12 protein-coding genes and 1 riboswitch are annotated in these 13,800 nt (G+C 71.4%); of the genes, 4 read left to right on the top strand and 8 right to left on the bottom strand.

The window, feature by feature from the left end; all coding sequences use genetic code 11:
- Nucleotides 1-19: 19 nt before the first annotated feature.
- The 5 genes from ASD35_RS28545 to ASD35_RS11960 form a co-directional block, all read right to left on the bottom strand.
- On the bottom strand, nt 20-181 hold the full coding sequence (locus tag ASD35_RS28545) for a hypothetical protein (RefSeq protein WP_369819210.1): 162 nt from the start codon (nt 179-181) through the stop codon (nt 20-22).
- Nucleotides 181-330, bottom strand: a complete 150-nt coding sequence (locus tag ASD35_RS28540; RefSeq protein WP_369819209.1) for a hypothetical protein — start codon at nt 328-330, stop codon at nt 181-183. The genes ASD35_RS28545 and ASD35_RS28540 overlap by 1 nt, the downstream gene beginning before the upstream one ends.
- 105 nt (nt 331-435) lie before the next feature.
- Nucleotides 436-804, bottom strand: a complete 369-nt coding sequence (locus tag ASD35_RS11970; protein ID WP_056875426.1) for a VOC family protein — start codon at nt 802-804, stop codon at nt 436-438.
- Nucleotides 805-878: 74 nt separating this feature from the next.
- Nucleotides 879-2,300 carry a pitrilysin family protein gene (locus ASD35_RS11965; protein ID WP_056875166.1) on the bottom strand — a complete coding sequence of 474 codons (1,422 nt, stop codon included), beginning with the start codon at nt 2,298-2,300 and terminating at the stop codon, nt 879-881.
- Nucleotides 2,301-2,313: 13 nt separating this feature from the next.
- A complete protein-coding gene (locus ASD35_RS11960; RefSeq protein ID WP_082580106.1) occupies nt 2,314-3,765 on the bottom strand; it encodes a pitrilysin family protein in 1,452 nt (483 codons plus the stop codon).
- Between the two features lie 203 nt (nt 3,766-3,968).
- On the opposite strand from ASD35_RS11960, the gene ASD35_RS11955 reads away from it, so the two are divergent.
- Nucleotides 3,969-4,592, top strand: a complete 624-nt coding sequence (locus ASD35_RS11955) for a hypothetical protein (protein WP_157275513.1) — start codon at nt 3,969-3,971, stop codon at nt 4,590-4,592.
- A gap of 36 nt (nt 4,593-4,628) precedes the next feature.
- Here the strand turns inward: ASD35_RS11955 and ASD35_RS11950 are convergent, their stop codons facing one another.
- The 3 genes from ASD35_RS11950 to ASD35_RS11940 are packed head-to-tail and all read right to left on the bottom strand — an operon-like array spanning nt 4,629 to nt 8,055.
- Complete coding sequence (locus tag ASD35_RS11950) at nt 4,629-4,931, bottom strand: hypothetical protein (protein ID WP_056875164.1); 303 nt, start codon at nt 4,929-4,931, stop codon at nt 4,629-4,631.
- A gap of 11 nt (nt 4,932-4,942) precedes the next feature.
- Nucleotides 4,943-7,513: a serine/threonine-protein kinase gene (locus ASD35_RS11945; RefSeq protein WP_056875163.1), complete on the bottom strand. Its 2,571-nt coding sequence runs from the start codon at nt 7,511-7,513 to the stop codon at nt 4,943-4,945.
- Nucleotides 7,510-8,055 (bottom strand): ECF-type sigma factor, encoded by a 546-nt coding sequence (locus ASD35_RS11940; RefSeq protein ID WP_056875424.1) that lies wholly within the window; start codon nt 8,053-8,055, stop codon nt 7,510-7,512. Before ASD35_RS11940 ends, ASD35_RS11945 begins: the two co-directional genes overlap by 4 nt.
- Before the next feature lie 171 nt (nt 8,056-8,226).
- Nucleotides 8,227-8,312: riboswitch (cyclic di-GMP riboswitch) on the top strand.
- Nucleotides 8,313-8,454: 142 nt separating this feature from the next.
- On the opposite strand from ASD35_RS11940, the gene ASD35_RS11935 reads away from it, so the two are divergent.
- The 3 genes from ASD35_RS11935 to ASD35_RS11925 all read left to right on the top strand — a co-directional run bounded on the left by ASD35_RS11935 (nt 8,455) and on the right by ASD35_RS11925 (nt 13,755).
- Nucleotides 8,455-10,680: a S8 family serine peptidase gene (locus ASD35_RS11935; RefSeq protein WP_056875162.1), complete on the top strand. Its 2,226-nt coding sequence runs from the start codon at nt 8,455-8,457 to the stop codon at nt 10,678-10,680.
- 82 nt (nt 10,681-10,762) lie between these two features.
- Complete coding sequence (locus ASD35_RS11930; protein ID WP_235538326.1) at nt 10,763-12,358, top strand: sensor histidine kinase; 1,596 nt, start codon at nt 10,763-10,765, stop codon at nt 12,356-12,358.
- Complete coding sequence (locus ASD35_RS11925; RefSeq protein ID WP_056875160.1) at nt 12,355-13,755, top strand: ATP-binding protein; 1,401 nt, start codon at nt 12,355-12,357, stop codon at nt 13,753-13,755. The genes ASD35_RS11930 and ASD35_RS11925 overlap by 4 nt, the downstream gene beginning before the upstream one ends.
- Nucleotides 13,756-13,800 lie beyond the last annotated feature (45 nt).

Here is a 13,800-nt window from a genome sequence, read left to right as displayed (position 1 = left end):
GGTGCACCTCGGCAGACGGTCAGGCGCCAGCCTCGGGGCTGCGCTTGTTGACCGCAAGTTGGGCCGCAAACGCGCGCTGGTAGGCCGGCCTCGCCTCGCCGCGCGCGACATAGGCCGCGAGCCGCGGGAACTCGTCGAGCACGCCCGTGGCGCGCAACCTGAGCAGCACGGAGACCATCATCAAGTCCCCGGCGCTGAAGGCGCCGTCGAGACGAGGCGAACCTCGTAGGGCAGCTGCGCCTCCTCCAGCGCCCAGCGCACGCGCGTGTCGCGCGCCAGGCCCTTGCCGCCGTCGGGCGAGCGTTCAAAAGCGGTGATCGTGATGGTCATGGCGTCGGTCCTCGCATCGGCTACGTACATGCCAACGACGAATCACACCGCGCTTTTTCGACAGACCCGCAGGACGCCTCGTCAACGGCCGCGTTGCCGGGCCGCTCAGCCCTGAGTCGGCCGGAACATGCGCACGCGATGGCCGTCGGGGTCGGCGGTGACGGCCGTGTAGCCGAAGTCCATTGCTGTCGGCGACTGCAGCACCGGCCAGCCGGCGGCCTTCCAGGAAGCCACCGCGGCGTGCACCTCGTCGTTGGTCTCAACCGTGATGCCGATCTCGGCGCCGCCGCCGCGCTGGCCGCTGGCGGGCTGCACGTCGTGCGCGGCCCACAGGCCCAGCATGGTCTTGTCGTTCAACATGAACATCGCGAAGTTCGGGCTCTGCTCGACGGGCTCGCGGCCCAGCAGCGAGCGGTAGAAGAGCACGCTCTCGGCGGGGCTGTGCACGTAGAGGATGAGGCAGTCGGGTTGCATGGCGGTCTCCTTGGTAAAGGCCGCCATGCTCGGCGCCGGCGCTGCCAGGGCTTGTCAGCAGCCCGCGCCGGGGGTCAGGGCTTGACGGGGGTGAACTCCCCGAACGCCTTCAGCTGCTCGGCGATCTTGGCCGAGTCGCCGACGACGACCCAGCTCTGCTCGTCGGGGTTGAAGTATTTCTTGCCGACCGCCTGCACCTGCGCCGCCGTGACCTTCTGGACCGCAGGCACGAAGCTGCCGAGGAACTCCGCCGGCAGGCCCACCAGCCAGTTGCTCGCGAGCTGGCGGCCCAGCGACCCCTGCAGCTGCGTGCTGACGAGGTAGCTGCCGGCCATGTAGCGCTTGTTCATCGCCAGCTCGGCGTCGGGCACGGGCTCCGTACCGATGCGGCGGTACTCCTTGATGTACTCCGTCATCGCCGCGCCCGTCACCTCGTTGCGCACGTCGGCGCCGCCGGTGATGGCACCGCCCACGCGCCAGGACTGGCCGCCGGCGCGGGCGCCATAGGTATAGCCCTTGTCCTCGCGCAGGTTCTGCATCACACGGCTGGAGAAGCCCTGGCCGAGGATGGTGCTGGTCAGGCGCAGCGCCACCTGCTCGTCGCCGCTGGCGGGCATGCCGGGGCGACCCAGGCGCAGCGTGGCCTGCACGCTGCCGGGGCGTTCCAGCAGCAGGCGCTGCACCGGTGCGGTGGCGGCGGGGGGCGTCAGCTCGGGCAGGGGTTCGCCGCTGGCCTTCCAGTCGCCGAAGGCGTCGCGCGCGAGCTTGAGCGCCTGGGCGGCGTCGATGCGGCCGGTGATGACCAGCAGCGCGCGGTCGGGGCGGAAGCGCCGCGCATGCTCGGCGCGCAGGCCTTCGGCCGAGACGGCGTTGATGGCGGCCTCGGTCTCCTGCGTGCGGGCATAGGCGTGGCTGCCGTAGATGGCGCCGTCCAGCGCCTTGGCGGCGCGGAAGCCCGGCTGCGTGCTGGCGGCCTTCAACGCCTGCAGCGCGTTGACCTTGGCGAGCTGCACCTCGCCGTCCGGGAAGGCCGGCTGGCGGGCCACCTCGGCCAGCAGCCGCGCCATGTCGCCCGCCTGCGAGGCCAGCGCGTTGGCGGTGACGCTGATGCCGTCGTTACTGGCGGCGGCGCTGAGGTCCCCGCCCATCGCCTGCGCGGCCTCGGCGATCTGCTTGGAGCTGCGCTGCGAAGTGCCCTCGGAGAGCAGGCCGGCCAGCAGCTTGGCGCGGCCCGGGGCGTCGGGCGCGTCGGCACCGAAGCCGGCGCCGCGCACGGCGAGCACGAAGTCCACGCGCGGGATGCCGTGGCGCGGAACGACCCAGACCTGCAGCCCGTTGGGCAGCGTCTGCTGGGTGATCTTGGGCACGGCCAGCGGCTTGTCCTTGCCGAAGGGCGGCAGCTCGGCAGGCATCTGCACGGTGGCGGCGTGGGCGGTGGCAACAGCCAGCGCGGCGGCGAGGATGCAGAGGCGGAAAGCGGGAGAGAAGTTCTTCATGACAGCTCCGACATCAAGGCTGGGAAGCCGGCTTGGTGGGCAGGGGCGCGGACGCTGCCGATGCCGCCGCCGCGGGCGGCGCCAGCATGGCGGCGGGCTTGCGGTCGATGACCGAGCGGTTGGCCTTCGTCAGGTAGATGGCGGCCACGCGCTGCACGTCGGCAGACGTGACGGCCTCGATCCAGCCCGGCACCTTGTTGACGACGTTCGCGTCGCCCCACAGCGCCTGCAGCTTGGCCAGGCGGTCGGCGCGCAGCAGGAACATCTCCAGGTTGTTGTACCAATCGGCCAGCAGCGCGGTCTTCAGGTTCTTCAGCGTCGCGTCGTCCACGCCGTCCTTGGCGATGCGGGCCACCTCCTCGTCGATGCCGGCCAGCAGCGCGTCGGCGTTGGTCGTCGGCTTGTAGAGCGCGAACACGGTGAACAGGCTGGGGCCGTCGTACTCCCAGATGCTGGTCAGGCCGTACAGCGAGCTGACGTTCAACGCCAGCTCGCGGCCCTTGACCAGGCCCTGGTACAGGCGCGACGCATCACCGCCGGCCAGCAACTGGCCCAGCACGGCAAAGGGCGCCTGGTCCTTGCTGGCACGGGCGGGGAGCTTCCAGGCCGCGGCAACGGCAGGCACCTGGGCCAGTTTGTCTCCTTGGGTCAGCCGGCGCTCCTGGGTGTTGAGGCCTTCGGTGAAGTCGCTCGGCTTGGGCGTGGGGCGCGCCGGGATCTTGCCGAAGTACTTCTCGGCCAGCGCGAAGCCCTGCGCTGGCGTCACGTCGCCGGCGATGGACAGCACCGCGTTGTTGGGGCCGTAGAAGTCGCGGTGGAAGGCGCGCACGTCGTCGAGGTTCGCGTTCTCGAGGTCGACGAAGCTGCCGTAGCCGTCGTGCTTGTTCTCCCACTTGTCGAAGGCCAGGTCGGAGATGTCCAGCCACATGAAGCCGCCGTAGGGCTGGTTCTGCACGTTGACGCGGATCTCCTCCTTCACGACGTCCTGCTGGTTCTTCAGCGTCGTCGGGTTGAAGTCCAGCGTCGTCATGCGGTCGGCCTCCAGCCACAGCATCGACTCCAGCGCCGAAGATGGCGCGGTCTCGATGTAGTTGGTGAAGTCGGGCCGCGTCGAGCCGTTGTTGTTGCCGCCGCCGGAGGTGATGACCTGGTCGAACACGCCCTTGGGCGACTTGGGCGTGCCCTGGAACATCAGGTGCTCGAACAGGTGCGCGAAGCCGGTGCGGTTCTTCGGCTCCAGCCGCATGCCCACCTTGTAGACGACGCTGACGCCCACGGTCGGGCTGCTGGCATCGGGTGAGACGACGACGGTCAGGCCGTTGGCGAGCTTCTTGGTGTGGACGGGAATCTGCCAGCGGTCGGCCTGCGGCGCGTCCTTGGGGGCGGCCAGCGCGGGGCCGGCGCCGAGCGCGAACACTGCGACGCTGATGGCGCCCAGCACCGCGCGGCGGGTGGTCTTCAACATGGGATCTCCTGTGCGGGAACGGCGCGCAGTTTCGGGCCTTTTGGGTGGAGTGCCGCAGGCCATGCCGGGAAAACCCGTGACGGGCTGTCACGCGGTGGTGCGGGTAGTTTTCACGTCGCGGCGCGTGATCCCTGGCGGGCCGTGGCTGCGTCCTTGTAGGCAGGCCCGGCATGTCGCCGCGCTTGCATCCCACGGAGACCATCATGGCCGCATTGCCCGTCACCATCGCGCTGAAGAAGATCAAGTGCCGCATCGAGACCGACGAGGTCGGCTCGGACGAGCCCTATGTCCTCGTCACCGCCGTCGACCTGACCAACCCGTTGCTGCCCAACGCCGAGGTCACGCTGTACGGCCCGTGGGGCGGCGTGGACGCCGGCGACACCTGCACGACGCAGCCGCTGCAGCCGGGCGTCAACCCGAGCGACTTTCCCTTCCTCGTCTGGCGCCGTAACGCCTGGGGCCCGTCGGGCAGCGCCAAGGCCATCCCCAACCCGGCCAACGCCATCCTGCTCGTGTCGATGATGGAGCACGACGACGGCAAGGCCAGTGCCGCGCGCGAGCTGGCCAAGGCCGCCGTCGTCGGCGCGCTGGCGGCGTCCGCCGGCATGACGCGGGCCCAGCGCGTGTCCAAGCTGATCGCCGACATCAACGGCGCGCTGGCCATCCCCACCGGCGCGCCCAACTTCGACGACCGCGTCGGCTCGACGCGGGAGGTGCCGCTGAGCGCCAGCCTGCTGAACGTGGCCGCGGGCCCCAAGACCAAGACGCTGACCATCGTCGGTGACGGCGGCAAGTACGACGTCACCTTCGTCGTGACCAAGGGCTGACGGACCGGCGCGGGCGGTGGCACCCGCGCCCGGATGTCACTGGCCGATCACCTGCTCCTTGGGGCAGGCCTTCGTCGGATCGGGGCACTTGGGCTTCTTGGGCCCGATCTGCTGGCCGCTGGTGCCCTTGTTGCTGCCGACACCGCCGCCCGAGCCCCCCGCGTTGGGCGCGGCGCCGGGGCTGGTGTTACCGGTGGCAGCCGTGGCACTGGCCGCGGTGCTGGGCTTCGCCTTCTTGGCTGTGGCCGTGCCGGCCGGCTGCGGTGCGGGCTCGGCGGCGAGGGCAGCCGTGCCGATGGCGAGCAGCAGGCTCAGCGCTGGGGTGATGAAACGGCGCATGGGGAGTCCTTTCAGTAGCGCAGCAGCGCGGTGAGTGCCGCCCGCGGCGGGCGTGGGGAAGCGGACAGCGACAGCAACTCGGCCCGCACCCGGGCGGCATCCGCCCGAGTGTCCAGCGCCTGGCCATAGCGCGCCAGTGCGGTCTGCGCGCGGACCTGCGCCGCCGGCTCGGTGGCCCAGGCGGCCATGGCGGCCAGCGCCTGCATGCGCAGGCGGTCCGGATGCCCCGGCGGCAGGCTCAGGTCGGCCGCCGCTTCGGCCTCGCGCAGCGCCCGTGCGCCTGGTTCCATCAGGCCCAGGTCCAGCTGCGCGATGCCCAGCAGCGCCAGCCCCAGCCAGCGGTCGGCCGGGTCGGCGCCGCCGCCGGCCTCGGCCGCTTCCAGCCAGTCGAGCGCCTGCTGGGCCTGGCCGCGCCGCAGTGCCAGTTCACCCAGCAGCACCTGCGACCGCCAGGCCGGGGTTGCGCCCTTGGCCGTCGAGAAATGCGCCCAGGCGGCGCGCAGCCGCGGCTCGGCCTGCGGCGCCTGGCCCGAGCGCAACTCCAGCCGCGCCAGCACCAGGCCGAGCAGCGGGCGCGTGTCCGGGTCGGGCGCGGCCTGCGCGTCGGCCTGGGCGTCCGCCAGCGCGCGCCGGGCCTGCGCCAGCGCGGCTTCGGGCTCGCCATGGTGGAACAGCGCCGCCGCCCACCACGCCCGCGCATACAGCGTCTGCGTGTGACGGGCGCCAAGCACCCGTTCCAGCTCGGCGACGGCGTTGCGCAGCAGCGGCACGGCCTGCGCGTAGCGGCCCAGCTCCACCTCCAGCGTGGCCGCCGACAGCCGGGCCAGCGCGGCATCCACCGGGCGCGCCGAGGCGGTCGCCGCAGCGACCGCCGCGAACCAGCGCCGCGCCTCGTCCCATTTGCCTTCGGCCCGCGCCACGGCGGCCAGCAGGTCGGCGGCCTTGATGTAGCTGCGGTGCTGCGCGGAGTGGCGCGCCAGCGCCTTCTCGGCCGTCTGCGTCAGCTGCGTGCGCGCTTCGGCCAGCTGGCCGGCCTCCAGCGCCATCTCGCCGAGGCTGGCCCGCGCGAAGAGCTCGAAGTCGTCGCTGCCCGACGCGGCCAGCCCACGCAGCAGCGCATCGGCCTGCAGCACCTCGCCCTGCCGCTGCAGCACGGTGGCGAGTTCGAAGCTCACCTCGCGCTGTTCCGGCGTGTTGGCCCGGCCCTGGCGCAGGGCCTGGGTGTGGCTGGTCTGCAGCGCCTCGCGGGCCTGGGCCAGGTCGCCGTTCTGCACCAGCAGCAGGCCGAGCGGCCGCGCCACGTCGGCCAGCAGTGCCGGGTCGCCGGCCAGCCGCCGCTTGGCCTCGGCCCAGCTGCGCCGCAGCAGCTCGATCATCGGCACCGTCGCGCTGCCCGAGGCATCGGGGCTGAGGCCGGCGAGCAGTTCCGTCAGCACGCTCTGCACGCGCCGCGTGCGCTCGGCCTCGCGGCTGGCCTCGCGCCACTGCCAGGCGGTGGTCGCCACGCCGGCCAGCAGGCTCGCCAGCACCAGGCCCAGCGCGGCCAGCTGCAGCCGGTAGCGCCGCCCGAACTTGGCGCTGCGGTAGGCCAGCGAGTCGGGCCGCGCGGCGATGGGCTGGTGGGCCAGGTGCCGGCGCACGTCGTCGGCCAGCGCGCTGGCGCCGGCATAGCGCGCCTCTGGGCGCTCCTTCAACGCCTGCGCGACGATCAGCGCCGGCTCGCCGCGCAGCCGGGGGCCGGGCTCGCGCTGGCCGGTGAGCAGCAGGCACAGCAGCCGGCCCAGCGCATAGACGTCGGTGGCCGTGCTGACCGGCTCACCGCGCAGCTGCTCCGGCGCGGCGTACTCCGGCGTCAGGCCGGCGGCCGCTTGTCGCGTCAACTCGACGTCCGTGTCGTCGGCCAGCAGCTTGGCGACGCCGAAGTCCAGCAGCTTCACCTGGCCGGCCGGGGTGACGAGGATGTTGCCGGGCTTGAGGTCGCGGTGCACGACCAGCCGCGCATGCGCATGCGCCACCGCATCGCACACCTGCAGGAAGAGGCGCAACCGCGCCGGCACGTCCAGGCCGTGCGCATCGCACCAGCTGTCGATGCGCTCGCCGTCCACCAGCTCCAGCACTAGGTAGCGGGTGCGCGTCGCGCCGACCCAGGCCTCGCCGATGTCCAGCAGCTGCGCGATGTGGGGGTGCGTCAGCCGCGCCAGCAGCTCGCCCTCGCGGCGAAAACGCGCCTGCTGTGCTTCGCCGCGCCAGGGGCTGTGCAGCAGCTTGATGGCTGCCTCGCCCTGGTGGGCGCCGTCGCTGCGCCGCGCGCGCCAGACCTCGCCCATGCCGCCGCTGCCCAGTGGGGCGACCAGCGTCCACGCGCCCAGCACCTGGCCGGCCAGCTCGTGCGCGGCGGGCCAGGGCGCCGGCGCGGCGAGGAAGCCGCGCGCCTCGGCGGCGCGGTCGGCATCGATCAGCGCCTGCAGCCGCGCGCGCTGCGCCGGCGGCAGCTCGGACAGGAACGCCTCGCGCTCGGCCGGGCTCGCGTCCTGCCACGCGTCGAAGGCCGCCAGCGCGCCGGCACGGTCCAGCGTATTCACGGCTGCAACGCGTCGAACAGGAAGGCGCGCGCCTTGCGCCAGTCGCGCTTGATGGTGGGCACCGACACGCCCAGCACGTCTGCGATCTCCTCCATCTCCAGCCCGCCGAAAAAGCGCATCTGCACGACCTGGTGGGCGCGGCCGTCGGCGCGCTCCAGCGTCTGCAGCACGTCGTCGAGCTTGAGCACGTCGGGCGTGCCCAGCTGGTCGAGCGCCGTGGTCGACAGCGTCACGTGGGCGCCGCCGCCGCGCTTGTCGGCCTGGCGCTCGCGCACATGGTCGACGATGACGCTGCGCATGACCTTGCTGGCATGCGCGAAGAACTGCCCACGGTGCAGCGCCGCTTCCTTGGGCGTCGGCCCGGCGCTTTTCAGCCAGACCTCGTGGATGAGTGCTGCGGGCTCCAGCGTCATGGGCGCATGCCCCGCGAGATGACTCCGCGCCAGGCGTTTGAGTTCGGGATAGAGCAGCGTGTAGAGGCGGTCGCGCGCCGCGGCGTCGCCGCTGGACAGTGCCGTCAGCAGCTGGGTGATTTCCGTCATGGCGCGATGCTCGGTGGACTGGGGCGCCAGGGCCATCCCCAGCTCTCCAAGCCCCCCGGCCGAGGCGCAGGCTGCGGCAGTTGTATCAAGGTTGCATTTCGTGACTTCTGACTTTGGCGCCCCCGCCCGGCGTGTGCGCGGAAGGTTTCGTTTCTATACATTCGAGTCACTTGATGACAAAGGCACACCCGAGCGAAAGCCGGGGTCGCAAAGCTTCCGGTCTACAGCCTTAGGGCCATGACAGCGGGGTTGCCCCAAGACGGATCGGCCCCGCCAGGTGCCCCGTCCGTCCCCCTTCGATGCCTTGTCGAAGGCGGCAGCCCTGCCACCACGGCGGCCACAGCGACCCTGTCTTGCACGAATGCGCCTGCGTTTCACGCAGCTCGTACAGGAGTCCCTATGAGCCACCCTGCATCCCTCCCGTTCATCATCCTCGTCGAGTTCCGCGCGGCGCGCGGCCTGCTTGCCGCATTCATGGCGGCGCTGCTGCTGGGCCTGCTGTGCGGCCCGCAGCCCGCCCGCGCGCAGGCCGGCGCGGCCAACAAGATCGCCGCGGACCTGCGGCAGGCACTCGATGCACGCACGCCAGGCCGGCAGACGTGGACGCGTGAAGCCGCCGGCACGCGTTACGTGAAGGCCCTGGTCGTCAGCAACTCCGCCGACCCGGAACTGGCCGACCTGCGCGCCCATGTGCTGGCGGCGGGTGGGTCGGTCTACCACCGCTACGTGTCGCTGCCCGCGCTGTCGGTCATGCTGCCGGCCCAGCGCGTGGCCGAGATCGCCGCGCGGGCCGACGTGCAGAGCATCTCGCCCAACCGGCCCGCCGCACGCACTGCGAGCGCGCTGGAGCTGGCCACCGGCGCCACCAGCGTTCGCGGCGCCGGCATCGGCGCGGTCCCGGGGCTGGACGGCTCGGGCGTCGGCATCGCGGTGCTGGATTCGGGTGTGGACCCGGACCACGAAAACCTGCGCGGCGCGAGCTCGCAGCGTTCACGCGTCATCCGTGCGGTCAACCTGCTGAAGGTCGGCGACGTCGGCTCCGGTCGCATGCGCGACTGGACGGGCGGTGTCGACCTGTCCGCCTCGCAGTCGATGTCTGCCTTCGAAAGAAGGATCGCGGCCGACGGCGCGCTGGATGCAGACGGCTACGGCCACGGCAGCCATGTGGCCGGCGTGGCCGCGGGGCGCGGTGCCTACCAGGTGGTGGATTCGACCGGCATCGCGCCGAACGCGAACCTGCTTGACGTGAAGGTGCTCGACGACGCCGGATCCGGCCAGCTCAGCGACGTGCTGGCCGGCATCGACTGGGTCATCCAGCATGCGCGGGAGTACAACATCCGCGTGCTGAACGTCAGCCTGGCGGCGGACTCGACCGAGTCCTACCTCACCGACCCGCTGTGCCGCGCGGTGCGCAGCGCAGTGGCGGCCGGCATCACGGTGGTGGTGGCCGCCGGCAACTACGGCCAGACGGCCGCCGGCGCCGAGCAGTACGGCAGCATCAGCGCCCCGGGCAACGAACCGTCGGTCATCACCGTCGGCGCGGCCAACACACACGCCACGGCGCGCCGCGACGACGACAGCGTCAACTTCTTCAGCTCGCGCGGCCCGACGCGCGGCTTCCACATCGCCAGCAACGGTGCGCGCCTTGTCGACAACCTGATCAAGCCCGACCTGGTGGCGCCCGGCAACAAGGTGGTCAGCGTGCTGGCCGCCGGGCCGGGCCGCGGTGGCGACTGGAGCTACCTGCCCAGCACCTACCCGGAGCTGTCGGCACCGTTCGGTGGCACGGCGCAGCCGCGCCAGCGCCAGCTGATGAACCTGAGCGGCACCTCAGTGGCGGCGCCGGCCGTCGCGGGCGCCGTGGCGCTGATGCTGCAGGCCAACCCCGGCCTCACGCCGCCGCTGGTCAAGGCCATGCTGCAGTACACCGCGCAGCCGATCGCCGACGCCAACCTGCTGCAGCAAGGCGCGGGCCTGCTCAACATCGAAGGCGCCGTGCGCCTGGCCGGCGCGCTGCGCAGCGACGTCGCCAGCGCCATCGCGGCCGGCACGCTCCAGCCGGGCGCGTCGTTGCTGGCGCCAGGCAAGGCCATGCCCACGCCCGTGTCGGTCATCAACGGCGCCAGCGTGAACTGGGGCCGCATCGTCTTCGCCGGCGGTGTGCACCTGCTGAGCGGCGCGGCGCTGTTCACGCAGTACCAGCCGATCTACGACCCGCGCGTGCTGTGGGTGCGCCAGTCGGCGCAGCGCCTCACGGTGGTCTACGCGCCCGCACGCGCCGGCGAGGCCACTGGCCCGTGGGTGCGGGCCGTCACGGTGGCCCGCGCGCCCAACCAGCGCTTCGTCACGCCGGGCGTCGTCTGGGCCAGCGCCTTGGCCGGCGGCACGTCGCTGCGTGCGCGCGCCGGGCTATTCATGCCTGTCGCCACGCTCACCGGCTGGCTGGCCTCGGGCAGCGGCATCGTGATGAGCGAGGGCATCGTGATGAGCGAAGGCATCGTCATGAGTGAGGGCATCGTGATGAGCGAGGGTATCGTCATGAGTGAAGGCATCGTCATGAGCGAGGGCGTGGTGATGAGCGAAGGTGTCGTGATGAGTGAAACCAACCACCGCGGCGAGCCGTGAGGCCGCCATGAACCCGGCGGCGGCGACCGTGGCAACGAACCCACTGCTCCCCGCATGGTGCTTGCGCCTGCACGAGCGGCTCATGCCCGACTACAACCGCCGCGCCACGGTGTACTGGTGGACCGTGGTGGTGCTGGGCCTGGCGGTGCTGGCGTATGCCGTGCAACACGTCGCCGGGCTGCCGCCACGGGCCTGGATGCACCTGGCCGGCGGCACGGTGCTGGCGATGCTGGCGGGGCTGGTGCCGGTGCGCATCCCGCGCTCGACCAACTCCTTCACCGCCGGCGAGATCTTCATCTTCCTGCTGCTGCTGCTCGACGGGCCGCAGGCCGCCGCGATCGCCTCGGCCTGCGAGGCGGCGGTGGGCTCCTACCGCACCTCCAGGCGCTGGACCAGCCGCATCGCCAGCCCGGCGATGGCAGCGGTCGCGATGTTCAGCGCCGGCTCGCTGCTGCATGCGGCGCTGGACGCCCTCAGGCGCCACGGGCTGGACAGCGACGGGCTGCTGCTGGCCGGCGCCGTCTGCTTTGCGCTGGCCTACTTCGTCGTCAACACCGTCATGGTGACGATGGTGGCGCGGCTCAAGAGCAACGAGCCGCTGCGGCTGCGCAGCTTCATCGACTCGTTCGGCTGGCTCGGCGTGGCCTACGCCGGCAATGCCTCCGTGGCGAGCTTCCTGTACCTGAGCTTTCGCAGCTCGGGCATCGTCGTCGTCGTGGCGGCCGTGCCCATCATCGTCATCCTGCTGACCACCGGGCACTACTTCTTCCGCCGCGAGGAGGCCGAGGAGGCGGTGCGCAAGGCGCGCGAGCAGCAGGCCGCGCAGCGCCAGATGCTGGAGAACGCGCGCCACGCCGGCATGGCCGAGATCGCTACCAATGTGCTGCACAACGTGGGCAACGTGCTCAACAGCGTCAACGTGTCGGCCGAGTTGATCGGCGCCAAGGTGCGCGACTCGGAGTCGGCGGGCCTGGCGCGCGCCGTCGCGCTGATGGACGCGCATGCCCATGACCTGGGCGACTACATCACCAGCGACCCGCGCGGCCGGCTGCTGCCCGGCTACCTGAAGCAGCTCGCCCAGGCGCTGGCCGAGGAGCGGCAGGGCATTGCCGAGGAACTTGCCGCGCTGACGAAAAGCGTCAAGCACATCAAGGAGATCGTCGCCACGCAGCAGTCGTATGCCGGTGCATCCAGCGTGGTGGAGGAGGTCCAGGTCACCGACCTGGTCGAGGACGCGCTGCGCATCGACACCGGCGGCCTCGCCGACCATCAGGTCAGCGTGGTCAGGGCGTTCGCACCCGTGCCGCTGCTGATGCTCGACAAGCACCGCATGCTGCTGATCCTGGTCAACCTGATTGGCAACGCGCGCTTCGCGATGAAGAGCGCGCCCGGCGCCCACCACCAGCTGACGCTGCGGGTCGAGGTGGCGCCGGACGGCACGCTGCGGGTGGCCGTCAGCGACACCGGCGAGGGCATCCCGGCGGAAAACCTGACGCGCATCTTTGCGCACGGCTTCACCACCAAGAAGGACGGCCACGGCTTCGGCCTGCACAGCTGCGTGCTCGCCGCGCGCGAGATGGGCGGCACGCTCGTTGCCCACAGCGACGGCCCCGGCCTCGGCGCCACCTTCACCCTCAAGCTGCCGCTGCAGCCACCCACTGGGAGCTCGGTTTCATGAACACGATCCAGAACCGACGCATCCTGCTCGTGGACGACATGCCGACCATCCACGAGGACTTCCGCAAGATCCTGCTGCCGCCGTCGGCCGCCAAATCGGCGCTGGACGCCGCCAAGGCCGCGCTCTTCGACGACGAGGTCAAGTCGGTCGAGGTGCCGTTCGAGCTCGACTCCGCCTACCAGGGCGAGGAGGGGCTCGCCAAGGTGCAGGCTTCGCTGGCCGCCGGCCGGCCCTATGCGATGGCCTTCGTCGACATGCGCATGCCGCCGGGCTGGGACGGCGTCGAGACCATCGAGCACCTGTGGCGCGCCGACCCCCAGCTGCAGGTCGTCATCTGCACCGCCTATTCGGACACCTCTTGGGAAGAGGTGCTGGCCCGGCTGGACGCGCGCGACCGGCTGCTGATCCTGAAGAAGCCGTTCGACAACATCGAGGTGCGCCAGCTGGCCAGCGCGCTGACCGCCAAGTGGCAGGCGACCCGGCAGGCGGACTTGCAGATCGACCAACTCGAGGCGGCCGTCGCCGAGCGCACCGCCAAGCTGGTGCACGCCAACGAAGCCCTGCAGGTGGAGATCGCCGAACGCAAGCACCGCGAGAGCCAGTTGGTGCAGTCGGAGAAGCTGGCCTCCATCGGCCAGCTCGCCGCCGGCGTCGCACACGAGATCAACAACCCGATCGGCTTCGTCTGCTCCAACTTCGGCGCCCTGCAGGGCTACCTGGACAACCTGTTCGCGTTGCTCGATGCCTACGAGCGCGCCGCGGCGCAGCTGAACTCGCCCGAGACCGCCAGCGGCCTCGCGCGGCTGCGCAAGGACTTGCAGTTCGACTTCCTGAAGGAGGACGTGCCGGGCCTGATGCGCGAATCCAAGGAAGGCATCGAGCGGGTGCGCGCCATCGTGCAGGACCTGCGCGACTTCTCGCAGGTCGACTCGGCGCAGGCCTGGCAGACCGTCAGCCTGCACGCCGGCATCGACTCGACGCTGAACATCGTCGCCAGCGAAGTGCGCGCGGTGGCCGACGTCGTCAAGGCGTACGGGCAGATCCCGGAGATCGAATGCCAGGCGTCGCAGATCAACCAGGTGGTCATGAACCTGGTGGTCAACGCCGCGCACGCGATGGGGCCGCAGCGCGGCAGCATCACCCTCACCACCGGCACGGAGGGCGACAGCGTCTGGCTGGAGGTGGCCGACACCGGCAGCGGCATCCCGCCGGAGAACCTGTCACGCCTCTTCGACCCCTTCTTCACCACCAAGCCGGTCGGCAAGGGCACGGGGCTGGGCCTGTCGCTGTCCTACGGCATCGTGCAAAGGCACCATGGCCGCATCGAGGTGGAAAGCCGCGTGGGCGAAGGCACGACGTTCCGCGTCGTGCTGCCGGTGCGGCAACCGAAGCCTTAAGCCGCCCCGCCGGGCGCGCGACAATGCCGGCCTTGCTCCATTGCC

The organism is Pelomonas sp. Root1444 (genome assembly GCF_001426885.1).
In the GTDB taxonomy this organism is placed as follows: Bacteria; Pseudomonadota; Gammaproteobacteria; order Burkholderiales; family Burkholderiaceae_C; genus Pelomonas.
This window is presented reverse-complemented; position numbering and strand designations above follow the sequence as displayed.

Bases quoted from the DNA above. Each gene is read 5' to 3' on its own strand.
- ASD35_RS11935 (WP_056875162.1), top strand. From the start codon at position 8,455: ATGAGCCACCCTGCATCCCTCCCGTTCATCATCCTCGTCGAGTTCCGC.
- ASD35_RS11925 (WP_056875160.1), top strand. From the start codon at position 12,355: ATGAACACGATCCAGAACCGACGCATCCTGCTCGTGGACGACATGCCG.
- ASD35_RS11955 (WP_157275513.1), top strand. From the start codon at position 3,969: ATGGCCGCATTGCCCGTCACCATCGCGCTGAAGAAGATCAAGTGCCGC.
- ASD35_RS11930 (WP_235538326.1), top strand. From the start codon at position 10,763: ATGCCCGACTACAACCGCCGCGCCACGGTGTACTGGTGGACCGTGGTG.
- ASD35_RS11960 (WP_082580106.1), bottom strand. From the start codon at position 3,765: ATGTTGAAGACCACCCGCCGCGCGGTGCTGGGCGCCATCAGCGTCGCA.
- ASD35_RS11965 (WP_056875166.1), bottom strand. From the start codon at position 2,300: ATGAAGAACTTCTCTCCCGCTTTCCGCCTCTGCATCCTCGCCGCCGCG.
- ASD35_RS28540 (WP_369819209.1), bottom strand. From the start codon at position 330: ATGACCATCACGATCACCGCTTTTGAACGCTCGCCCGACGGCGGCAAG.
- ASD35_RS11940 (WP_056875424.1), bottom strand. From the start codon at position 8,055: ATGACGGAAATCACCCAGCTGCTGACGGCACTGTCCAGCGGCGACGCC.
- ASD35_RS28545 (WP_369819210.1), bottom strand. From the start codon at position 181: ATGATGGTCTCCGTGCTGCTCAGGTTGCGCGCCACGGGCGTGCTCGAC.
- ASD35_RS11970 (WP_056875426.1), bottom strand. From the start codon at position 804: ATGCAACCCGACTGCCTCATCCTCTACGTGCACAGCCCCGCCGAGAGC.
- ASD35_RS11950 (WP_056875164.1), bottom strand. From the start codon at position 4,931: ATGCGCCGTTTCATCACCCCAGCGCTGAGCCTGCTGCTCGCCATCGGC.